The sequence below is a fragment of the Cupriavidus sp. a3 genome (genome assembly GCF_051015765.1).
Classification (GTDB): domain Bacteria; phylum Pseudomonadota; class Gammaproteobacteria; order Burkholderiales; family Burkholderiaceae; genus Cupriavidus; species Cupriavidus oxalaticus_A.
The window spans coordinates 78,239-99,441 of record NZ_CP170645.1 but is presented as its reverse complement, the minus strand read 5'-3'; the positions used below and the strand labels follow the sequence as shown (position 1 = coordinate 99,441).

At 67.4% G+C, this 21,203-nt stretch carries 17 protein-coding genes; 13 read left to right on the top strand and 4 right to left on the bottom strand.

Annotated features, from left to right (window positions below; genetic code table 11):
- The first annotated feature begins 126 nt into the window (after positions 1-126).
- The 5 genes from ACAD63_RS33305 to ACAD63_RS33285 all read left to right on the top strand — a co-directional run bounded on the left by ACAD63_RS33305 (position 127) and on the right by ACAD63_RS33285 (position 6,196).
- Positions 127-1,842, top strand: a complete 1,716-nt coding sequence (locus tag ACAD63_RS33305) for an ABC transporter substrate-binding protein (protein ID WP_434034977.1) — start codon at positions 127-129, stop codon at positions 1,840-1,842.
- Between the two features lie 15 nt (positions 1,843-1,857).
- A complete protein-coding gene (locus ACAD63_RS33300) occupies positions 1,858-2,880 on the top strand; it encodes an ABC transporter permease (RefSeq protein ID WP_434034976.1) in 1,023 nt (340 codons plus the stop codon).
- 110 nt (positions 2,881-2,990) lie between these two features.
- Positions 2,991-3,842, top strand: a complete 852-nt coding sequence (locus ACAD63_RS33295; RefSeq protein ID WP_434035073.1) for an ABC transporter permease — start codon at positions 2,991-2,993, stop codon at positions 3,840-3,842.
- A gap of 46 nt (positions 3,843-3,888) precedes the next feature.
- Entirely contained in the window at positions 3,889-4,437 is a 549-nt protein-coding gene (locus tag ACAD63_RS33290) for a carboxymuconolactone decarboxylase family protein (RefSeq protein WP_115713123.1), read from the top strand.
- Positions 4,438-4,453: 16 nt separating this feature from the next.
- Positions 4,454-6,196, top strand: coding sequence for an ABC transporter ATP-binding protein (locus tag ACAD63_RS33285; RefSeq protein WP_434034975.1), 1,743 nt, complete (start codon positions 4,454-4,456; stop codon positions 6,194-6,196).
- Between the two features lie 220 nt (positions 6,197-6,416).
- On the opposite strand, the gene ACAD63_RS33280 is transcribed toward ACAD63_RS33285, so the two are convergent.
- Positions 6,417-6,707, bottom strand: coding sequence for an IS4/Tn5 family transposase DNA-binding protein (locus ACAD63_RS33280; RefSeq protein WP_434034974.1), 291 nt, complete (start codon positions 6,705-6,707; stop codon positions 6,417-6,419).
- A 512-nt stretch (positions 6,708-7,219) separates the two neighbouring features.
- Here ACAD63_RS33280 and ACAD63_RS33275 point away from each other — a divergent pair.
- From ACAD63_RS33275 to ACAD63_RS33255, 5 genes are all read left to right on the top strand, one after another.
- On the top strand, positions 7,220-8,104 hold the full coding sequence (locus ACAD63_RS33275) for an ABC transporter permease subunit (protein ID WP_434034973.1): 885 nt from the start codon (positions 7,220-7,222) through the stop codon (positions 8,102-8,104).
- Positions 8,104-8,814, top strand: coding sequence for an ABC transporter ATP-binding protein (locus ACAD63_RS33270; protein WP_434034972.1), 711 nt, complete (start codon positions 8,104-8,106; stop codon positions 8,812-8,814). Before ACAD63_RS33275 ends, ACAD63_RS33270 begins: the two co-directional genes overlap by 1 nt.
- A 116-nt stretch (positions 8,815-8,930) precedes the next feature.
- On the top strand, positions 8,931-9,932 hold the full coding sequence (locus tag ACAD63_RS33265) for an NrtA/SsuA/CpmA family ABC transporter substrate-binding protein (RefSeq protein ID WP_434034971.1): 1,002 nt from the start codon (positions 8,931-8,933) through the stop codon (positions 9,930-9,932).
- A 65-nt stretch (positions 9,933-9,997) separates the two neighbouring features.
- Positions 9,998-11,368, top strand: a complete 1,371-nt coding sequence (locus ACAD63_RS33260; RefSeq protein ID WP_434034970.1) for an NtaA/DmoA family FMN-dependent monooxygenase — start codon at positions 9,998-10,000, stop codon at positions 11,366-11,368.
- A complete protein-coding gene (locus tag ACAD63_RS33255) occupies positions 11,361-12,599 on the top strand; it encodes an acyl-CoA dehydrogenase family protein (RefSeq protein ID WP_434034969.1) in 1,239 nt (412 codons plus the stop codon). Before ACAD63_RS33260 ends, ACAD63_RS33255 begins: the two co-directional genes overlap by 8 nt.
- A 115-nt stretch (positions 12,600-12,714) precedes the next feature.
- Here ACAD63_RS33255 and ACAD63_RS33250 read toward each other — a convergent pair whose 3' ends face one another.
- Together ACAD63_RS33250 and ACAD63_RS33245 are read right to left on the bottom strand one after the other, a co-directional pair.
- Positions 12,715-14,370, bottom strand: a complete 1,656-nt coding sequence (locus ACAD63_RS33250) for a rhodanese-like domain-containing protein (RefSeq protein WP_434034968.1) — start codon at positions 14,368-14,370, stop codon at positions 12,715-12,717.
- 16 nt (positions 14,371-14,386) lie between these two features.
- On the bottom strand, positions 14,387-15,373 hold the full coding sequence (locus ACAD63_RS33245) for a tripartite tricarboxylate transporter substrate-binding protein (RefSeq protein WP_434034967.1): 987 nt from the start codon (positions 15,371-15,373) through the stop codon (positions 14,387-14,389).
- A gap of 226 nt (positions 15,374-15,599) precedes the next feature.
- On the opposite strand from ACAD63_RS33245, the gene ACAD63_RS33240 reads away from it, so the two are divergent.
- From ACAD63_RS33240 to ACAD63_RS33230, 3 genes are read left to right on the top strand one after another with little or no spacing between them, the layout of a single operon-like run.
- Entirely contained in the window at positions 15,600-17,822 is a 2,223-nt protein-coding gene (locus ACAD63_RS33240; RefSeq protein ID WP_434034966.1) for a rhodanese-like domain-containing protein, read from the top strand.
- A 1-nt stretch (position 17,823) separates the two neighbouring features.
- Positions 17,824-18,870 carry a succinylglutamate desuccinylase/aspartoacylase family protein gene (locus ACAD63_RS33235; protein ID WP_434034965.1) on the top strand — a complete coding sequence of 349 codons (1,047 nt, stop codon included), beginning with the start codon at positions 17,824-17,826 and terminating at the stop codon, positions 18,868-18,870.
- Between the two features lie 12 nt (positions 18,871-18,882).
- Positions 18,883-19,728: a transporter substrate-binding domain-containing protein gene (locus tag ACAD63_RS33230; protein ID WP_434034964.1), complete on the top strand. Its 846-nt coding sequence runs from the start codon at positions 18,883-18,885 to the stop codon at positions 19,726-19,728.
- Between the two features lie 50 nt (positions 19,729-19,778).
- Here ACAD63_RS33230 and ACAD63_RS33225 read toward each other — a convergent pair whose 3' ends face one another.
- The gene (locus ACAD63_RS33225; RefSeq protein ID WP_434034963.1) at positions 19,779-21,203 is read right to left on the bottom strand and encodes a SidA/IucD/PvdA family monooxygenase; all 1,425 of its coding nucleotides are present in this window, start codon (positions 21,201-21,203) and stop codon (positions 19,779-19,781) included.

Genomic DNA, 21,203 nt, shown 5'->3' with positions numbered 1-21,203 from the left:
TCGTTCTATCCATAGGCGATCCGTGTGCATAAGGGCATGCGCAATCGTTCGTTCCGGGCAGATAGGGGCGTCTCTATAGTTGGTCACCCTTGCAGACATTGGCCTATCTTTGCGCCCATCACCACCATGAAGAACCCGTTCCGGCCATCGCGGCCCTCGCAACTATTCCGGCCGTTCGCGTTCCTGGCTCCCGTCGTGCTGTCGCTGCCGCTGCTGGGCGGCCTGCTGGCGGCACCGGCCAACGCCGCTCCGGCGGCACAGGCCGCGGAAGTGCCGCGCGCCGGTGGCACGCTCACGACCATCATCCAGCCCGAGCCGGTGATCCTGACCTCGGCGCTCAATTCCGCCGCGCCGACCGGCTTTTTTAGTGCGAACGTCTTCGATGGCCTGATCGAGTACGACAACGACTTCAAACTCAAGCCGGCGCTCGCGCAGAGCTGGGACATCTCGAAGGATTCGAAGACGCTCACGTTCCACCTGCGGCCGAACGTGAAGTGGCATGACGGCAAGCCGTTCACGTCGGCCGACGTGAAGTGGACGCTTGAGAACGTGTGGAAGAAGCTGCATCCTCGCAACCAGATCCTGTTCGGCAAGGTCACGCGCGTCGATACGCCCGATGCGCTGACCGTCGTGCTGCATTTCTCAGAGCCGTCGCTGGCGGTGCTCAGCTCGCTGAACAGCAACGGTGCGCAGGTGCTGCCCAAGCACTTGTACGAAGGCACGGACGTCCTCAACAACCCGTACAACAACAAGCCGGTGGGAACGGGGCCGTTCGTCTTCAAGGAATGGAGCAAGGGCAACTACATCGTGCTCGAGCGCAACCCAGACTACTGGGACAAGGGCAAGCCGTACCTCGACAAGATCGTCTTCAAGGTGATCCCCGATGCCAGCGCGCGCGCCGCGGCACTGGAGAAGGGCGAAGTCCAGTACGCGCCGTTCAACCCGGTGCCGCTGAAGGATGCACAGCGCCTGTCGCAACTCCCTTCGCTGAGACTGGAGACGCGCGGCTACGAATGGCTGTCGCCGTGGCTGTTCATGGATGTCAACATTGACCGTCCGTACTTCAAAGACGTGCGCGTGCGCCAGGCGCTGGCCCATGCGATCGACCTGAACGCGTTGAACAAGGTGGTGTGGTTCGGCTTTGGCAAGCCCGCGGTGAGCCCGGTCGTCTCGACGCTGGGGCAGTTCTTCAACCCCAACGTGCCGAAGTATCCGTATGACCCGGCCAAGGCCGAAGCCCTGCTAGACGCTGCCGGCCTGAAGCGTGGCGCTGACGGCAACCGCCTGAAGATCCAGATCGACTACCTGCCGTATGGCGACGACTACAAGCGCAGCGCGGAGTACATCAAGCAGGCGCTCAAGCGCGTGGGTGTCGACGTGACCGTGCGCACCCAGGACACGCCCACCTATACCAAGCGTGTCTACGGTGATCGCGACTTCGACCTTGCGGTGGTCTGGTTCGCGGGCTTTGCCGATCCGCTGGTTGGCGTGACGCGCGCCTATCGTAGCGACACGGTCGGCAAGAATATCCCGTGGTCGAACGGCTCGGGCTATCGCGGCGATGAAGCGAACCGGCTGATCGACCAGGCACAGGGCTCGCCGAGCCAGGCCGAACGCGTCGAGCTGTTCCGCAAGTTCCAGTCCGTGGTGCAGACGGACCTGCCGTCGATCCCGCTGCTCGAGCTGCGCTTCTTCACGGTGCAGTCGTCGAACCTGCGCGATACGGTCAGCGGCGTGGACCAGGTCTATGCCTCGCTCAAGCGCGCCTGGCTGGCGCCGGCGGGCACGGCCGTGGCCACGGCCACCACGCCCGCTGCCGCTGCGGCGCAGGCCGCGCGCTGACGACGGGCGATGACCATGCCCACGACCGCGCACACGCCTGGATCCAAGCCGGCATGGCTGGCCCGCTTGCCGTGGCGGACGACCTGGCGCCGCCTGCTGCAGCTCGCCAGCATCGTCGCCGGCATGGCCGTGGTCAATTTCTTCCTGCTGCGGCTCGCGCCCGGCGACGCCGCGCAGGTGCTGGCCGGGGAGGCGGGTGCCGCCACGCCGGAGTACCTGGCGGCGCTGCGCGCGCAGTTCGGGCTCGATCAGCCTCTGTGGGTGCAGCTCGGTAAGTACCTGTGGCACCTGGCGCAACTCGACCTTGGCTATTCGTTCCGGCAGGGCATGCCGGTGCTGGACCTGATCCTGCAGCGCCTGCCGGCCACGCTGCTGCTGATGGGCACGAGCATCGCGTTCGCGGTGGTGATCGGTGCGGGCCTCGGCGTGCTGGCGGCGGCGCGCGCCGGACGCGCGCTGGACACGCTGATCTCCTCCGTGGCGCTGGTGTGCTTTGCCACCCCGCTGTTCTGGGTCGGCCTGATGCTGGTTCTGGTGTTTTCGGTCCGCCTCGATTGGCTACCGGTGGGCGGCATGTTCACCGTGGAAGCCGGGCTCACGGGCTGGGCGTATGCCGCCGACGTGGCGCGGCACCTGGTGTTGCCGGCCGCCACACTCGGCCTGTTCTATATGGCCGTGTATGTGCGGCTGATGCGCGCCAGCATGATCGAGGTGCGGCGGCAGGATTTCGTGCGCACGGCAGTGGCCAAGGGCGCGCCCGCCGGCCGCGTGCTGACGCGTCATGTCCTGTGCAATGCGCTGCTGCCGCTGGTGACCATGGTCGGCGTGCAGGCCAGTTCCGTTATCGGCGGCGCGGTGCTCGTGGAGACCGTGTTCTCGTGGCCCGGACTCGGCCGGATGGCGTTCGAGGCGCTGTACCAGCGTGACTACAACCTGCTGCTCGGCATCCTGCTGTGCAGCGCCGTGGTGGTCGTGCTGGTCAACTGGCTCGTCGACGCCGTCTACGCGCGCGTGGACCCGCGCATCCGGCTGGCCTGACGCGGCCCGGAGTTTGCAGGAGTATTCGCTTGTCTTTGTCTTCTTCCTCCCTTCCGGCGCCTCTGCAGCCGGGTCATTCCGATGCGCACGGCGCCGCGGCTGACGTCACTGTGCCCCTGCCGCCACCCGCGGGCCGGCAGCGGCTGCGCCGGCTGCTGTCGTCGCCCAGCGCCGTGGTGGGCCTGGCGCTGTTTGCCACGGTCTTGGCTGGTGCGCTGTCGGCTGGCTGGGTATTCCCCGGCGACCCGCTCGAAATGGCGACCGAACCGCTGCTGTGGCCGGGGCGCGATGCCGCATTCCCGCTCGGCTCCGACATGCTGGGCCGCGACATCCTCGCGGGCCTGTTTCATGGCGCGCGCGCCTCGCTGCTGATCGCGGGCGTCTCGACGGCGCTTGCCGTGGTGCTTGGCGTCGCGGGCGGTGTGACGGCCGGCTACTACGGTGGCCGCGCCGACCGCGTTTTCGGCACGCTGACGACATTTTTCCTGACGATCCCGTCATTCCTGTTCGCGCTGGCCATCGTGGCGGTGGTTCAGCCTTCGGTGTGGAAGATCGCGCTTGCGATCGGCATGACGTCGTGGCCCGCACTCGGGCGGCTGGTGCGCGCCGAGGTGCTGCGCCTGCGCCACGGCGACATGGTGCTGGCGAGCGAGGCGGTGGGCGCCAGCCACGCGCGCATCATCATCGAGGACATCCTGCCCAACACGCTCACGCCCGTGCTGGTGTCGGCGTCGCTGATGGTGGCCACGGCCATCCTGACCGAATCGAGCCTGGCGTTCCTCGGCCTGGCCGATCCCAACGTCGCGAGCTGGGGAAACATGGTCGGCGCGGGCCGCGAGGTGCTGCGTACGGACTGGTATGTGTGCGCATTGCCCGGCCTGGCGATCGTGCTGACCGTGCTCGCGCTGAACCTGCTCGGCGACGGGCTGGCTACCGCCTTCGATCCGCGCGAAGGCCGCTGAACGCCTTCGCCGTCCCCGTTCCCAACCGACTTGATAGGAGAGCGTCTTGGCACGCATTCATGACATCGATCCCGACGCCTTGCAGGGCGAGGCCCGCACCACGTTCGAACGCGTGGAGCGCGAGTACGGCGCGTTCGGCAACATGCTGCGCGTGCTCGGCCACCGGCCGCCGGCGGTCGCGCACCTGTTCGGCCTGCTGCTGGATTCCGCACGCGACGCACTGATTACGCGCAGGCATCTGGAGATCGTGCTGGTCACGGCATCGCGGCTGAACGCGTGCCACTACTGCATCAGCCATCACGTGCCGAGGCTCGAAGCGCTGGGCGTGGCGCCCGAAACGGTAGAACGGATCCTGGAGCCCGACGTGCCTGGGCTGGACGCCGTGGAGCGCCTGGTGCGTGACTACACCGTGCAAGTCACGACGCAACGCGTCACCGATACGGTGGTGGCGCGGCTGCGCGAGCATTTCACCGAAGCGCAGGTCGTGGAGCTGACGCTGCGCGCGGCGCTGTGCGCATTCTTCGCGCGCTTCAATGAAGCGCTGGAGATCCAGGTCGAGCCCGAACTGCTGGCCGCCGAAATCCACGCCACCTGATTTGTCCCGAGGCATCATGAAGCCGTTGCTTTCCCTGCAGGAGCTTTCCATCCGCTATCCCGGCGCTGCGCGGCCCGCCGTCGCGAACCTGAGCCTGGATGTCGGCGCCGGCGAGACCGTCGCGCTCGTGGGCGAGTCGGGCTGTGGCAAGTCCACCACCGCGCTGGCGCTGCTGCGGCTGCTGCCGGCGTCCGCGCAGATGCGCGGGCGCGTGCTGCTGGAAGGGCGCGACCTGCTGACGCTGAGCGAACGCGACATGACCACGCTGCGCGGCAACACGGTGTCGATGATCTTCCAGGAGCCGATGACCTCGCTCAACCCGGTGCTGAGCGTCGGCGCGCAGGTCGTCGAAACCCTGCGGCTGCATACGGCGCTATCCGCGCAGGCGGCCCATGCGCGTGCAGTCGAATTGCTGGACCAGGTCCGGATTCCCGAACCGCAGCGGCGCTTCCATGCCTTTCCCCACCAGTTGTCGGGCGGGCAGCGCCAGCGCGTGATGATCGCCATGGCGATCGCATGCACACCGAAGCTGCTCGTGGCCGATGAGCCGACTACCGCGCTCGATGTCACCGTGCAAGCCCAGATACTGGAGTTGCTGGACACGCTGCGGCGCGAACTACGCATGGCGATGCTTCTGATCACGCACGACCTTGGTGTGGTGGCGCGCTGGGCCGATCGCGTCGCGGTCATGCACGACGGCATCAAGGTGGAAGAGCAGCCTGCCCGCGCCTTGTTCCGCGCGCCTGCACACGCTTACACACGCGGGCTGCTCGGCGCGTCGCTGAGCGCTGCGGACGGCGTGGTGCCGCACTATCGGCAGGTCCGCCTGCCCGAGATCCGCGTGGACCGTCGCGCCGACGGCACGCCGGCGGCATTCCGGCTCGAACGTCCGGCCCTGCGTTCGGCTAGCGGCAACGCCGCCGCGTCGGCACCGGCCCTGCTGGATGTCGAGGATCTCCACGTGACCCACCGGTCCGGCGCGCACGCTACTGTTGCCGTGCAGGGCGTTTCGTTTTCCATAGCTGCGGGGGAGACCGTGGGCCTGGTTGGCGAATCGGGCTGCGGCAAATCCACGCTCGCGCGGGCCGTGCTGCGCCTCGCGGACCATGACGCGGGGCGCATCGTCTTTGATGGCACGGACATCGCGCCCGTCAACCGCCGGCGGATGCGCCCGTGGCGCGGCGCCATGCAACTTGTGTTTCAGGACCCGTACAGCTCGCTCAACCCGCGCAAGACCGTCGCCGAGGTGCTGGAAGGCGCGCTGCAGATACACGGCGTGCGCGACCGGCAGGAACGGCGCACCCGCGCGGCGGCGATGATAGACCGCGTGGGCTTGCCCGCCGCGGCGCTGCACCGCTATCCGCACGAGTTTTCCGGCGGCCAGCGCCAGCGCATTGGCATCGCACGCGCACTGATCGTCAGGCCGCGCCTGCTCGTCTGCGATGAACCGGTGTCGGCGCTCGACGTTTCGGTGCAGGCGCAGGTCCTGAACCTGCTCGCCGACCTGCAGGCGGACTACGGGCTGTCATGCCTGTTCATTTCGCATGACCTTGGCGTCGTGCGCTATATCGCCGACCGCATCCTGGTCATGCGCGAAGGCCGCCTCGTCGAGAGCGGCGACCGTGACGAAATCTGGAACCGGCCCGCGCATCCATACACGCGGCAACTCCTGGCTGCCGTGCCACGGGCACTGCCGGCGCAGGGCTATGCGCCACTTTCGCAACATGCAGAAACGCATGCGTCCGGCGTATCTGGATAGCCGATTTTATTGGTTTGGTTTCGCGTGCGTTTCTTTCATAGGAGACCGACCTCCGCGGGACGCGCACGAGATGTAAGGCTGGCAGAGCACGTGCTTGGGCGCGCGGGAGGTGCCGCGTGAACTCAGCAGTTTCGAACTGCAGACGTTCCTCTCTCCTTGTCCATATACCCGGAGCCGCGACCGCTAATCTAAAAACCTCTGCTTAACGCGGTGCACGGCGCTAAAGTTCGGTCATATCACCGATGCACAGCACCACCGGAAACTGCACTGCCCTGGCTGCCGTGAGCTCCCAATGCGGCTGCATCACGTCCCGCCAATTGATCTGCTCATTGCCGAGAAACCGATACGCCGCAATGGTTTGCGACCAGTCGTCGCATGCGCCGGGAATACTGGCCGTAGGCAGGGCTGCAAACCGCTTGAGCAGCTCCTTGGCCCGCCGATCCCGCCGCGGATCACCAAGATCCAGACTCTCAAATTCCTTGTCCACCCATGCCCCCGACTCGTTGCCCATCGCTGCTCGAGAATCCGAGAGTAAACGCGAGTCTGCAGATATTTACAACCCCTTGCCTCGGAATTTTCGCCGCATCAGGCATCTCGCCGCCCTGCGGAGGCTGTTCTACTTCTATAAGGAGATGAGTTTAGGGAGAGCGGGTAGATTTCGGCAATGGCGTTCTGGCGGTAAGTCAAAACTTGAGCGGCTTACCTCCTTTCGGTTCACCCGAGCGCATCGGCCCAGGGTAACAATCAGGTTTCAGCAGGTTTGCCGTCGGATGTTTTCTGCGGAATCCGGCTTTCGTTCTCGCGGAAGCGCGCGGCCAAGGAAATGCTTGCCACCATTGGTTGACGCTCCCATCACCTGTGGATGCGTCGACTATGCAAAGTAACTGCTATGACGCCGTCAGGAGGCGTTGATTTCCATCCTCATTGGAAACCGCATATTCATATCCTGACATCTTCGTTCCTGCATCTCTTCATCGTCAGTACGCTTGAAAGCTCGCATACCGTCATCATGCCTCACCAGTCATGACTTCGAGCCTTACAAAGCCTATCCTGGCAACCGATGCAGGAGCCGCCGCCGGAATCTCCACGACACCGCCCACTTCCACGGGAGCCCGCGCTACGCCACGCGAGTTTTCCCGCGCGCAACTCGCCGCGATCTCGTGGGCGACGCCGTTGGCCGTCCTGCTCGCATGGGAAGCGCTTTCCCGCGCCGGTCACATTGAACCCCAGATTCTTCCGGCGCCGACCAGCGTGGCGTTGACCGCCTGGGAAATGATCCGCGACGGTTCGCTGTTCACGCACCTGGGCTACAGCCTGGCCAGGGCCATGACGGGCTTCGCCATCGGCGGCCTGATCGGCCTTGCGCTGGGCATCGTCGTGGGCTTCTCGCGGCTGGCGGAGGCGGTGTTCGACCGTTCGGTGCAGATGGTGCGCGCCGTGCCGTTCCTGGCACTGCTGCCGCTGGTGATCATCTGGTTCGGCGTGGAGGAGAGCGGCAAGATCTTCCTGGTGTCGCTGGCGGTGCTGTTTCCCATCTACATCAACACCGTGCTGGGCATCCGGCAGGTGGACCCGAAGCTGCTGGAAGTCGGCAAGGTGACGGGCCTGAGCCGGGGTGAACAGATCCGGAAGATCATCCTGCCCGGCGCGATGCCGTCGATCCTCACCGGCGTGCGCTATGCGCTGGCGGTGTCCTGGCTCGCGCTGGTGATTGCCGAGACGATCGCCACGAACCGTGGCATCGGCTTTCTGGCGATGGACGCGCGCGAATTCCTGCAGACCAACGTGATCGTGCTGACCTTGCTGATCTACGCCGCGATCGGCGTGGCGGCGGACAGCCTCGCCCGGTTGCTTGAGCGCAGGTTGCTCTCGTGGCATCCCAACTACGACCGCAAGGGAGCCCGCTGATGGCCGCGCAACAGCAAGAGCGCCGCCAGGGTGCCGCGGTGGTCGTGCGCGGACTGGTGCGCCAGTACGGCGGCCGCGTGGTGGTCGACAAACTTGACTTGCGCATCGACGCCGGCGAGTTTGTCGCGCTGCTGGGGGAAAGCGGTTGCGGCAAGACCACGCTGCTGCGCGCGCTGGCCGGCCTGGACCAGATCGACGCCGGGCACGTGGACGGTCCCGCGCAGCCTGCGGTGGTGTTCCAGGAACACCGGCTGATGCCGTGGATGTCCCTGTGGCGCAATGTCGCGCTCGGCATTTCCGACAAGACCGGCCTCCCGCTGGCGCAAGCGGCGTTGAGCGAAGTCGGCCTGGCCGGCCGCGAGGAAGACTTGCCGCGCAACCTGTCCGGCGGGCAGGCCTCGCGCGTATCGCTGGCGCGGGCCCTGGTGCGCGAGCCCCGGCTGATGCTGCTGGACGAGCCGTTCGCCGCGCTCGATGCGCTGACCCGGATCAAGATGCATGCCCTCGTCCGCGAACTCGTGGCGCGGCATCGGCCCGGCGTGCTGCTTGTGACGCATGACGTGGACGAGGCCATCGCGATCGCGGACCGCATCCTGGTCATGCGCGCAGGGCGTATTGCGGCGTCCTATCACGTCGGCGCCCAGGAGGCCGGTACGTTGCGGGCCAGCCTGCTGCAAGAGCTGGGCGTCCACGCAGCGGCCGCTGCCTGAACTGCGACCTGTCGTCGTCAGGTCATTGCCGCTGATGCCGGTGGCGCAGCGCGCGCCGCGACGACATGCCCGAATTCCCTTCTCGCTATTTATCTTTGATGCTGCACGAGGTTTCGATGACACAGAATTCGTCTTTCTCCATTAGCCGCCGCCGACTGTTACAGGGCGGGCTGGCAGCCAGCGCTGCGGCCGGACTGTCGCTGCCGCTTGGCGTTGCCGCGCAGGGCACTCGCAATACCGACAAGGTGCGCATCGGCTGGGGCCCGGGCGGTTTGCCGCTGATTGCCCGTGAACGTGGCGAGTTCGAAAAGAATCTGGCGGCAAAGGGAATCAAGGTCGAATGGGTCGGCCCGTTCCCCAACCATGCCCCGTCGCTGCAGGCGGTCGTGGGCGGCAGCGCGGACTTCGGCTTCTGGGGCAGCACCACGCCGGCATTGGCATCCATGATCGCCGGATCGCCTCTGGTGTTTACTCAGTTCAACGTATACGGCCCGCGCAGCACGGCGATCATCGTCAAGAAGAACTCGGGCATCAATTCCGTGCGCGACCTCGCCGGCAGGAAGGTCGCGGTCAACCGTTCCGGCCTGGGGGAGTTCCTGCTGGTGGCGGCGCTTGAGAAGAACGGTATCGACCGGTCCAAGGTTGAGTTCGTCTACCTCAATCCGCCTGATGCGGCGCCCGCTTTCGGCCAGGGCAAGGTCGATGCGTGGTCGATGTGGTCGCCGGGGGTGGACATCGCCCGGCAGCAGTTCGATGCGAAGACTATTTTCTTCGAGGGCAGCGACCTCGATTTCCTGATCGACTATTCGTCGCTGGTGACCGCGCGCCGCTTCGCCACCGAGAATTCGGCACTGGTGCGCGCGGTGATCGACGCCTACCGGGTCGAGGGCAAATGGCTCGACGAGAACGGCCCGCAAGCCGAGTTGTTCGCGCAGAAGGAGGGCAAGTACGGCGACGCGGTACGTGACCACCTGGTCTCGCTGCGCCGCAAGAACAAGTTCTACGAGGCCGACGACCAGGCGTTCCTGGGGGACTTCCAGCGCGCTGCCGACTGGCTGTCGGCACGCCGCATCCTGCCGAAGAAGATCAACGTCGCCGACTACTCGGTCCGGGTGTAACGCGCCCTGCCGCCTCGCATCCGCCCTCGCGCGGATGCAGCCCCACTTCCTGCGAGAGCCTTCCCATGTCAAACGCTCCCCAAGTGCGCCTGGGCGTCAACGTCCTGGCGTCCGGGCGGCACGACGCCGCCTGGAAAACGCTGCCCGACGCGACGACGCTTTCCACCGACATCGACGCCTTCATCCGCATTGCCAAAATTGCCGAGCGCGGCAAAATCGACGCGCTCTTTCTCGCCGATGGCCCAGGCGGCCTCGTGCCTGAGGCGTTCCACCGGCCCTGGCGCGCGCTGGATCCGCTGGCGCTGCACGCCGCGCTCAGCGCCGTCACGCGGCACATCGGGCTGGTGGTGACGGCGTCGAGCCTGTTCGGGCACCCGTATACCGTGGCGCGCCAGATCGCTTCGCTCGACCACATCAGCAAGGGCCGGGCGGCATGGAACATCATCACCAGCCAGGTGCCGGTGGCACTGGCCGCCTACGGCGTCGAGCATGGCTTCGACCAGCAGGCCCGCTACCAGCGTGCGACGGAGTTCGCCGAGATCGTCGTCCAGCTGTGGGACTCGCTGCCGCGGCGGGCGGTGGTGGCCGATGCCGCCCGCCACGTCTACGTCGACAAGGAGCGCCTGCGGCCGATCGGCTATCACGGCGCGCACTTCCGCAGCGCCGGCGCACTGTCCACGCCGGCCACGCCGCAGGGCCGCCCCGTCATCTTCCAGGCAGGCCAGTCGGACGACAGCAAGGCCTTTGGCGCGCGCTTTGCCGATGCCTTGTTCACCGGCCAGCGCAACATCGACAAGGCCCGCCGCTTCTATGCCGACGTGAAGACGCTGGCGCGCGGGTATGGCCGCAATCCCGATCACCTGCTGGTGATGCCGGGCCTATTCCCGATCCTTGGCAGTACCGAGGAAGAAGCGAAACGCCGCAAGCGCGAGCTGGACGAACTGCTGGACCACGATTTCCTGCGCGGCGAACTGGCCCATCATCTCGCGCTGGATCCGTCCGACCTGCCGCTGGACGACAAGCTGCCCTATGACAAGATCGCCCAGGCCGAAAACCGGGTGCCGGTCGCCTCGCGCTGGCATCGCCAGGAAATCCTCAATGAAGCCCGCGCCAACGACTGGACCGTGCGGGAGACCATTGTCAGCAATATCACCGGCGGACACCGGGTGATCGTCGGCACGCCGGAGCAGGTCGCTGCCGATATCCTGCACTGGGTCGACACCCGCGCCGCCGACGGCTTCAACCTCAATATTGACGTGCAGACCAGCGGTCTCGACGACGTGGTCGATCACCTGATTCCCGTGCTGCAGCGGGCCGGGCGCTTCCGCAAGGAATATGCCGGGACGACGCTGCGCGACCACCTCCGTCTGCCGGCTTATGTCGATCCGCGCGAAGCCCGCCACGCATTGACGCAAGGAGTCGCGAGCCATGCCTGACACCCCGGCCATTGACCTGTTGGCCTGGAGCGAGGTCACGCGCCGCCTCGGCTACGAAGCCCTGTTCCGCGAACTCGCCGAAGGCGCGGCCGCGCGCGATGTCGAGCACCGCCTGGCTGTCAGCGAGGCGGCGGCGCTGAAGACTCGCGGCTTCGGCGCCGTGCGCCTGCAGCGATGGGAGGGTGGGCAGGGCGTGTCGCTGCCCGAGTTGTTCGACCTGGTCCGGGACCTCGCCGCGGCCGACTCCAACCTGGCGCATGTGTTCCGCAACCACTTCTTCGCGGTCGAGCAGCACGCCGGCACCCGGGACGCACCGTTCTCACGCCGCGTGCTGGCACTGGCGGGGGAGGGCAAGACCTTCGGCGTGGTGTTTAACGAAGTCACCGGCGAACCGGCGGGCTCGCTGGGGCAGATTCCGGCCACGCGCCTCGAACCCGTTGCCGGTGAAGCCGCCTGGCAGGTATCGGGCAGCAAGATCTACTCGACTGGCAATCTCTACGCCGACTACCTGTTCTCCAGCGCGCTCGAGCCGAAGCGGGGCAAGATCCGCCAGTTCTTCGTCGCGGCCGCGGCGCCCGGCGTGCACCTCGACGACGACTGGGACGGCTTTGGCCAGAAGCTGACCGGCTCGGGCACGACGGTGTTCGAGCGCGTGCGCGTGCCGGATGCGGACCTGTTCGACGTCCCCGCGCGCGTCGATGACGGACGGCCGAAGCTGTACGCCTTTACCTTCCACCAGGTCTACCTGACCACGGTGATCGCCGGCATCGTCAGCCGGATCCTGGCGGACGCCATTGCGCTGGTGCGAGCGCGGCGTCGCAACTACTACCACGGGCTGGCGCAGCGGCCTGCAGACGAGCCGGAGCTGCAGGCGGCGGTCGGACGGATCGCTGCCTATCGCAGCGCCGTGCACGCGGTGACGCTGCGTGCGGTCCATGCGCTGGACGCGGCTTGGCAAGGGGCCGGCAGCCCCGAGGCACACGAGCTGTCGCTGGCCGCCACGCTGGCCGCGTCAGAAGCCAAGGTCGTGACCGACGAGGTCGCGGCGACGCTGGCCAGCCTGTTGATCGACGTTTCCAGCGGCAGTGGTGTCTCGACGCGCCAAGCACTGGATCGGCACTGGCGCAACATCAAGGTCATTGCCTCGCACAACCCCCGGCTTTACAAGGAGCGCGTGCTGGGCGACCACTACCTCAACGGGACGTTGCCGCCGACGGGGGCGTTCTTCTAGGTCGTCGCCTGCTTGCTCCCCTCTCCCGCTTGTGGGAGAGGCGCCGGGGGTGAGGGCCGGTATGTCAACGAAATGAAGGCCGGCAGAACTCTTGAACAGCCGTGCTTCTCACAATTCAACGCCCGGCCGCGGCCTGCCTCTCGGCCTCGGGGGACGATGAATGCCGTGTATCTGCAAGAATGCGGAACACCTGCAGTTCATCTTCCTCGCACTGGGCGATCAACCCGGTTTCCCACGCCAGGTACGCCCTGGCCGCGTCCTGGTTGCCTTCGTGGCGGTCATGCACGAAGAACAGGTAATCGATGCGCGTAGCCGGGGGCAACGGCTCGGCGTCCACCGCTTGCGGCAGTCCAGCCGACAACCATGTTTGATAGCCCTCGTCGGTGCGCAATACATTGCCGTAGCCCGCGTCCAGCAGGTCTTTCCAGGCGAGCGCAGCCACATCGGCCTCGCTCGCGAGCAATACCACCGGATCGTCTGGCGTCGTGCCTAGCGACTGCAGTGCTTGCAGCAGACGCGGCCGGGTCGACCAGACTGCGCCTTGGGCGTGGCCTTGATTGAACGCGGCGCTTTCGCGAAGATCGACGACAGCCAGCGTTGCGACTTCACCGTGCAGCTTGCGCAGCTGCCCGGCGTCGAGTATACGCGGGCCCCCGCCGAGTTCCGGCTGCGGCCACGCCCGCACCTTGATGGTCGAATCCAGGCCATCGGCAAGGACGGCGCTCTCAAAGCCAAGCTGGTGCAGCCAGCTGGCGATCACAGGCGCACGCACACTGTCATCGTCGAACACGATGACTCGGCTGCCGCGCACCCCGATGTAGCGATCCGTGGCCTGGACCAGCTGCCCGCCGGGTGCGTGGACGGCGCCTTCGATGGAGCGCCGGGCGAATTCCTCCGCGGTGCGGATATCGAAAAGGTAGGTCGTGCGGTGCTCATCGTCGAGCCATTGCTGCGCCTGTGCCGTCGAAAGGGACGGCAGGCCGAAGCGCTGCAGCAGCCTGGCGGATCGATCGCGGGCAACCTGCAGAAGGGGACCGGTGGGTACGGCGTCGGCGAATCGCTCGCTGCTGTGTTCGAGCGCATGACCTGCCAGGTACCAGCCCTGCGTGCCGTTCTCCAGCGCGAGCACCGGGTTGGGCAAGCCGAGGTTCAACACCGTCTGCGCGCCAATGATGCTGCGCGTGCGCCCCGCACAATGCACGACGACTGGTGTATTCGGATTGGTCAGCAGCGCCGGCAGGCGCAGCGCCAGTTCTCCGTTGGGACACCCCAGTGCGCCGGGAATGGTCATCTTGCGGTGTTCTTCCCCGGTGCGGCCGTCCACGAGCACGAACGGCTCACCCGCGGCCCGGCGTGCGACGAAATCATCGGCGCTCAGATGCGGCGTGTGCTGGATATGCTCGACCAGTTCGCCGAGCGTCTTGGAAGGCACGTTTACGCCTTTGAACAGGGTATATCCGGCAGCCGCCCAGGCTGGCGCACCGCCAGCCAGCAGCGTCACGCCAGCGTAGCCGAGTTGCGCAAGCCGACGCGCAGCGCGCGCTGCCACGTCGCTGTCCCCATCGTCGAACAAGACGATACGCTCCGCGCGGCGCGGTGCCAGGCGGCCAACCTCCAGTTCCAGGCGGCTATAGGGCAGGGGGACGGCAAAAAAGGGATGGCCTTCGCCGTACTGGCCATGCTCGCGTACGTCGAACAGAGCCAGCGACTGGCCGTCATTCAGCCACTTGCGCAGCGTGGCGGCGTCGATGGTATGGGTCTTATCAGTCATTTGGTGATGTCCGCTGTCAGCGCAGGGCGATGCCGGATGAGGCGATCACGGAGGCATACCGGGGCAGGTCGCGCGACAGCGTGGCATCCAGTTCCTGCGCCGACGAGGCGACCACGACATAACCCGCGTCTTCGAGTTGGCTGCGCGTGGCGGGTGCGTGCAGCACCGCCGCCACATCGCGACTGATTCGGTCCACCACGGCCGCCGGCGTTGCAGCGGGGGCAAGCAGTCCTTGCCAGCTTTCCACGGAGAATCCCGCGGCACCGGCTTCGGCCAGCGTGGGCACTTGCGGGAGTGCCTTGGAGCGATACGGCGTGGTGACCGCCAGTGCCGTGAGCTTGCCTGCCCGTACATAGTCGGTCACCGCAGCCAGGGTGATCAGCGTGGCGTCGATATGACCACCGAGCAGGTCCACCGTAGCCGGCGCTCCCCCGGGATAAGGAATGTAGTTGACCTTGAAGCCAAGCTGGCGCGACAGCATTTCATGCGCGACGTGCGCGATGCCGCCATTGCCGGGCAGCCCCAGCGCCAGTTCTCCCGGCTTGCGGCGGGCCAGGGCCAGGTAATCCTGGAAGCTTCGTACCCCCAGGTCCGGCCTGACCACCAGGACCTGCGGATTCACCACGGCCTTGGTGACGCCGCGAAAGGCATGATTGGCGTCATACGGCAGATTCTTGAACAGCGAGGCGTTCAGCGTCACGCCTTCGCCGCCAAGCAGCAGAACGTGACCGTCGGGGCGGGCCTTGGCGACCTGTGCCGCGCCGATGGTGCCACTGGCGCCGACCACGTTGTCCACCACCACGGGTTGCTGCCACACTTCGCTGAGCCGGGTGGCGAGCGTGCGCGCGAGCTTGTCAGCGCTGCCGCCGGGCGCCACCGGTACCACGATGCGCACAGGGCGCGTGGGGAATGCCGCGTCGGCCGCAGCCGCCGGAAGCGGCGGGGCGGCCAGCAGCGCTGGCGAAAGAACAAGGAGAGCGCGGAGGAAATTGCGGCGGAGCATGGTAACGACCTGGATGGGAGCTTGCAGGCCGTCGTGGACACGACAGTACGAAGGCCTGATCGGACCGTCAAGCTTACGAAGCCGGCCGACGCGCACCAACGAATGTTTGAGCCTATAGATATGCGGCATGCCGCTGGCCAAGACCGGTTTGCGATGGAAGCGGGCAGTATGTTGATACTCGAAAGCCTTCTTTTGCACCGCTTCGTGGCGGCGTTACAGTCGCCGCATGACCCAACAGAACCTTTCCCCATCAGCGGTGCCGGGCAACGACGTTGCCAGCCGGCGCCACGCGGCCGTGGCCGCATTCGTCGCCGAGGCAAGACAGTTGCTGGAGCGTGCCCCATATGCCGACCGCGAAGCGCTGCAGTCCGTGGCGCGCGCGCTGGAGCGGCTGGGAGCGCAACGGGAGCTGTTCCCGCCGGCGCACTTCCCCGTTGCCGCCGACAATCCCGCGCAGGTCTATCGCCTCTCCGAAGATCCCGATGGCCGCTATGCGCTGTACGTGTCCGCCGGGCTGCCGGGCAAGGCGCAGCCCCCGCATGACCACACCGCATGGGCAATCATTGCCGGCATCACCGGCAATGAGCGCAATGTCTTCTATCGTCGCGAAGCCACAGACGACCCCGCACGCGACCGCCTGACCGAGACTGGTCGCAGCGAGGTCGTGAGCGGCAGCTCCGTCACGCTGTTGCCCGACGATGTCCATACCATCGAACTGATCGGCGATGAGCCGGGCCTGCACCTGCATTTCTATGGCTTGGCGCTTGACCGCCTGAGCGGGCGCGTGGTGTTTGACAGCACTGCGGGCGGCAGCTACCGGCATTTCGGGCCACCCAGGCATATCGCCCATGCCGCCATCGATGCGGTAGCACTGAAGGCGGCGCTGGCGGACGGCGACGAGATCGCGCTGCTGGATGTACGCGAGACCGGCGTCTTTGTGCGCGGGCATCTGCTACTTGCGGCTTCGGCGCCGTTGTGGCGGCTGGAGCTGCTGATCGACCGGCTGGTGCCGCGCCGCGAGACGCGCATCGTCCTGACCGATGGCGACGATGGCGGCGATCGCCTGGCGCACCAGGCCGCCGCCAAGCTGCTGCGGCTGGGCTGGCGCAACGTGTCGGTGCTGACCGGCGGCACGCAGGCGTGGGCCGCGGCGGGCTTCGAGGTCTTCAGCGGCAGCAACGTGCCCAGCAAGGCCTTCGGAGAAGTGATCGAGTACCAGAAGCACACACCGTGGATCAGCGCCGACGAACTGCAGCAGCGCATCGAGCGCGGCGACGACCTCGTGGTGGTGGACAGCCGCACCACCGAGGAGTTTGCCGACTTCAGCCTGCCGTTCGCGCACAGCCTGCCCGGCGCGGAACTGGTCTACCGCATTGGCGAGCTGGCGCCACGGCCGGAAACGCTGGTCGTGGTCAACTGCGCGGGCCGCACCCGCAGCATCGTCGGCGCACAGACACTGATCGACGCGGGAGTGCCTAACCCCGTGGTCTCGCTCAAGGATGGCACCATGGCGTGGCTGCTGGACGGCCGCACGCTGGCCCACGGGCGCCATATGCCGCTGCCTGAGCCAGCCGACGCGAGACGCGAGGCCGCCCGCACCCGCGCCGAGGCTGTCGCCGAGCGCGCCGGTGTGCGCCGTCTCGATGATGCCGGCCTGGCCAGGCTCGAACGCGAAGCGGGGCAGCACACCTTGTATCGCTTCGATGTGCGCACGCGCGCCGAATACGAGGGCGGCCACCTGCCGGGCTGGCGCTGGGCGCCGGGCGGGCAACTGGTGCAAGCGACGGATGAGTACGCGGCAACGCGCCATGCGCGCATCGTGCTGGCCGACTGGGACGGCGTGCGGGCGCTGACCACCGGCGCGTGGCTGGCGCAACTGGGTGCGCACGAGGTGTTCGTGTATGCCCCGTCGCCCGACGCCACGGTCGACACGGGTCCGGAGCCGCTGCGCGTGCTGTCGTCGCGGCCCGCAGCACAGCCGGTGTCGGCGCAGCAGGCTGAGGCGCTATTGCAGGCAGGCGGCGCACGCGTCTTCGATGTCGAGCGCCGTGCCGCCTACGAGAAGCGCCATGTTGCCGGCGCGCAGTTTGCGGTGCCGGACCGGCTCGAGGCACTGATCGCCGGAATTCCCGCCGACCAAACGATGCTCATCACCTCGTCGGACGGTGTGCTGGCGCGCATTGTGGCGGCGGAACTGGCAGCGCGCAGCGGCCGTGGCGTGCGCTACCTGGCCGGGGGCACGCAGGCATGGACGGCGGCGGGGCTGCCCACCGGCAGCGGCGCGCAGGGCGTGCTGACCGGCGACGACGATTACTGGTACAGCCCTTACCACCACGCCGATGAAGCGCTGCGCGATGCGGGCTTCCGGGCCTACCTGGACTGGGAGATCGGTCTGGTCGCGCAGCTTGAGCGTGAAGGGGACATCGGCATCCGGCTGCTGGCGCACTGAGATGGGCGTCGATCGCGAACCCCGGATCGCTTCTCCGATCCATAGCGAAATCGATTTCGAAGGCCCGGGGAAGCAGGTCGGCTACCTGCGCCTGCCGCATTCGGTCCATCGCTCGGCCTACGGCTGGCTGCCCATTCCGATTGCATCGGTCGCATCGATCGGCAACGGCAACGGTCCGGCCGTGCTGGTGATGGCCGGCAATCACGGCGACGAGTACGAAGGCCAGATCCTGGTCTCGCGCCTGGTCCGCGAAATCGCGCCCGAGCATGTGCGGGGCCGGCTGATCCTGCTGCCGATGGCGAACTACCCGGCCGCGCAAGCCGGGCTGCGCACCTCGCCGCTGGATGGCTGCAACCTGAACCGCAGCTTCCCCGGCGATCCGCGCGGTACGCCGACGCAGGTGATCGCGGACTATATCGAGCGCAGCCTGTTGTCGCGCGTGGATGTGGCGATCGACCTGCATTCCGGCGGCAGTTCGCTCCAGTACCATGGCGCGACGCTGTTTGCCCAGGCCGATCCCGATCCGGCGCGCCATCGACGCGTGCTCGACGCCGTGGGCGCGTTCGGCCTGCCGTACGGGCTGATCAACGAGAGTCCCAATCCGGTGGGCCTGCTTGCCGCGGCGCGTCGCAACGGCGTACTGGGACTGCTGACCGAACTGGGCGGCGCGGGCACCGTGGATGCCGCCGTGCTCGGCACCGCCTGGCAAGGCCTGCTGCATCTGCTCGGGCATCTGGGGGTGCTGGAAGGACCGCTGGCGCCGCCGGGGCCGCCGCACGACACGCGGCTGCTGCGGGTGGACCGTGCGCGCCACTATGTCTACGCGTATGACGACGGCATTTTCGAGCCGCTCGTGCAACTCGGCGAGCGTGTCGAAGCCGGGCAGCCTGCGGCACGGCTGCACACCCCGGAGCGGCCCGAACGCGAGCCGGTGACCGTGGCTTTTCCCGCGGCCGGGCTGGTCATCTGCAAGCGCGTTCCCGCGCTGACGCAACGCGGCGACTGCCTGTACCAGCTGGCCGACGATCTCCCGCCAACGCATTCCTGAACCGGCTTCCTGATGAAAGAGACTTCCCGATCCGGGCGCCGCATGGCGCTCGCCATGCTGCCGCTCGCACTCTGCGGCGCGATACCGGCTGCTAAGGCAGACGCCACCCTCGATCGCATCCGGGAGCGCGGCAAGATCACCATCGGCGTGATCGTCAATGGCAACAGCGCGTTTGGCTCCATCGATCCGGGTACCGGCAAGCCGGTCGGCTTCAACCCCGAACTCGCGCGCAAGATCGCCAGCGAGCTGTCGGTACAGGCCCAACTGGTGCCGGTGCTGCCGACCAACCGCGTGCAGTTCCTCCAGCAGGGCAAGGTTGACCTGCTGGTTGCCAGCATGCTGCTGACGCCGGAGCGCACCACGCTGCTGGACCATGTGCCGACCCCCTACTACCGCAACGGCGGCACCGCGATCTTCCTGAAGAGCAGCGGTATTCGCCGCTGGGAAGACCTGCGCGGCAAATCGGTGTGCCTGTCGCAGGGCAGCAGCTATGCCAAGCCGCTGGCAGCCACCTACGGCGCCGAGCTCAAGGGCTTCAAGGGCATGGCGGAATCCCTGCTCGCGCTGCGCGGTGGCGCGTCGTGCGTGGCCGCGGTCCATGAGAGCCTGACACTGAACCAGCTCGTCGCCAAAGATCCGCAGTGGCGCGACTACGCCGTGCTGCCTGAGGAGGTTGATCCGGCGCCCCAGGTGGCATGGGTACGCAAGGGCGAGAAGGACACGGTCGCGGCGGTGGATCGTGTGCTGCAGCGCCTGCACGGCTCCGGCTGGCTGATCGGGCTGGAGGCCCGCCTCGACCTGGTGCCGCGCTCGCCGCTGCTGGTGCAGTTGCAGCAGCAATATGCCGGCAAGCCGTAGCGCGTAGCGGGCGGGGCAAGCACTGTTGGCATGCCCCGACCGCACCGTACTCACCCGCGCCAGACCGCTCCCGCATACCGCTCGGGACCGAAGTCCGGCTCCACGTCGACGCGTGCCCGGGCCTCATGCAGGTCGAGGTCGGCCAGAAACAGGTCCTCGCTGATGCGGCGCACCGCGGCCGGGATATCGCGCCGCATGCTCGGCACATCGCCCAGCGGCACGCCGACGGTCGCATAGCCTGCCGGGTTGTAGACGTGGATCGCGCCCAGCCACGGGGCGGTGCCCGGGATCTTCTCGTTGTACTGCAGGCCGTCGCCGAGATAGGGCGATGCCCCCAGCGCGTCGTCGCGCTCGCCGGCGGGCGGGGTGTAGCGATCGCGCCAGCGCGCCACCAGCGGCGCGATGCGCGCCAGTGCGGGGCGGTGCGCCGGATCGATGCTGTAGCCGGTCCCGGCGATCACGAACTCGAAGGCGAAGTCACGGCCATTGACGTCCGCCACCACGCGGCCATCTGCCACGCGGGCGGTTTCCCATGGTGACGCCAGGTGGAGGTGGAAGTTGTCATGGGCCAGCACGCGCCTGACCGCATCCGGCGGTGGCGTCGAGCCCGCGCGCCGGTAGCGCACGGCGTGATGCCAGCGATGCGCATCGGGCAGCCGCGGGAAGTGATCGTAGAAGCCGGCGTAGCCGCGCGGCTTGGCGACCGCGCGCGCGGCGATGTGGTCGCGGCGCGCGAACAGGTGCACGGCTGCGGCGCCGGCTTCGAGTGCGACCGCGGCCGCGTCGAAGGCCGAGGCGGCCGCGCCGATCACGGCGACGGTCTTGCCCGCCAGCGCCGCGAAGTCGATTGCATCGGCGGTGTGTGCCGCCAGGCCTGCCGCAACCGCCGCGCGCAGGCAGGCGGGTAGCACCGGTGCGCCGTTGCCGGCCACGCCGTTGGCGAGGATGAGCTTGCGCGTTGTTTCCGTGCGCGCCTGACCGTTCACGACGAGCTGCACCGCCAGCCCCGGGACAGCAGCCCCTTCGTGCGGCGCGATCTCCGTGAGCTGAGTACCGTAGCGGACCTCGATCTCGAGGAAGCGGCGGAACCAGTCGAGATAGGCCGCCCAGTCGGTGCGCGGGATTCGGTCCAGCGCGGCGTAAGCCTCTCTGCCGTGGCGGGCCTCGTACCAGGCCTGAAAGCCCAGCGCGGTGTTGCCCAGTTCTGGGCCAACCAGGTTCTTGACGGTGCGCAGCTTATGCATGCGCGCCCGCGTCAGCCAGACGCCCGCCTGCGCGGCGTCTGGCGCGGCATCGATGATGGAGACGCCACCGATGCCGGCGCGGCGCAGCGCATACGCAAAGGCGCTGCCGCCCTGGCCTCCGCCGACGATCAGCACGTTGTGGTCGAAGCCGTCGCGCGCCGGCACCCAGTTCTCGGGCGCAGGCCCGAGCAGGCGCAGCGCTTCGCGGGCGAGTTGATCGGGATCGCTCAT

Coding starts and splice junctions, on each gene's coding strand:
- ACAD63_RS33245 (WP_434034967.1), bottom strand. CDS start 15,373: ATGCTCCGCCGCAATTTCCTCCGCGCTCTCCTTGTTCTTTCGCCAGCG.
- ACAD63_RS33230 (WP_434034964.1), top strand. CDS start 18,883: ATGAAAGAGACTTCCCGATCCGGGCGCCGCATGGCGCTCGCCATGCTG.
- ACAD63_RS33225 (WP_434034963.1), bottom strand. CDS start 21,203: ATGAGCGATCCCGATCAACTCGCCCGCGAAGCGCTGCGCCTGCTCGGG.
- ACAD63_RS33305 (WP_434034977.1), top strand. CDS start 127: ATGAAGAACCCGTTCCGGCCATCGCGGCCCTCGCAACTATTCCGGCCG.
- ACAD63_RS33270 (WP_434034972.1), top strand. CDS start 8,104: ATGGCCGCGCAACAGCAAGAGCGCCGCCAGGGTGCCGCGGTGGTCGTG.
- ACAD63_RS33235 (WP_434034965.1), top strand. CDS start 17,824: ATGGGCGTCGATCGCGAACCCCGGATCGCTTCTCCGATCCATAGCGAA.
- ACAD63_RS33285 (WP_434034975.1), top strand. CDS start 4,454: ATGAAGCCGTTGCTTTCCCTGCAGGAGCTTTCCATCCGCTATCCCGGC.
- ACAD63_RS33250 (WP_434034968.1), bottom strand. CDS start 14,370: ATGACTGATAAGACCCATACCATCGACGCCGCCACGCTGCGCAAGTGG.
- ACAD63_RS33260 (WP_434034970.1), top strand. CDS start 9,998: ATGTCAAACGCTCCCCAAGTGCGCCTGGGCGTCAACGTCCTGGCGTCC.
- ACAD63_RS33255 (WP_434034969.1), top strand. CDS start 11,361: ATGCCTGACACCCCGGCCATTGACCTGTTGGCCTGGAGCGAGGTCACG.
- ACAD63_RS33275 (WP_434034973.1), top strand. CDS start 7,220: ATGACTTCGAGCCTTACAAAGCCTATCCTGGCAACCGATGCAGGAGCC.
- ACAD63_RS33240 (WP_434034966.1), top strand. CDS start 15,600: ATGACCCAACAGAACCTTTCCCCATCAGCGGTGCCGGGCAACGACGTT.
- ACAD63_RS33265 (WP_434034971.1), top strand. CDS start 8,931: ATGACACAGAATTCGTCTTTCTCCATTAGCCGCCGCCGACTGTTACAG.
- ACAD63_RS33300 (WP_434034976.1), top strand. CDS start 1,858: ATGCCCACGACCGCGCACACGCCTGGATCCAAGCCGGCATGGCTGGCC.
- ACAD63_RS33280 (WP_434034974.1), bottom strand. CDS start 6,707: ATGGGCAACGAGTCGGGGGCATGGGTGGACAAGGAATTTGAGAGTCTG.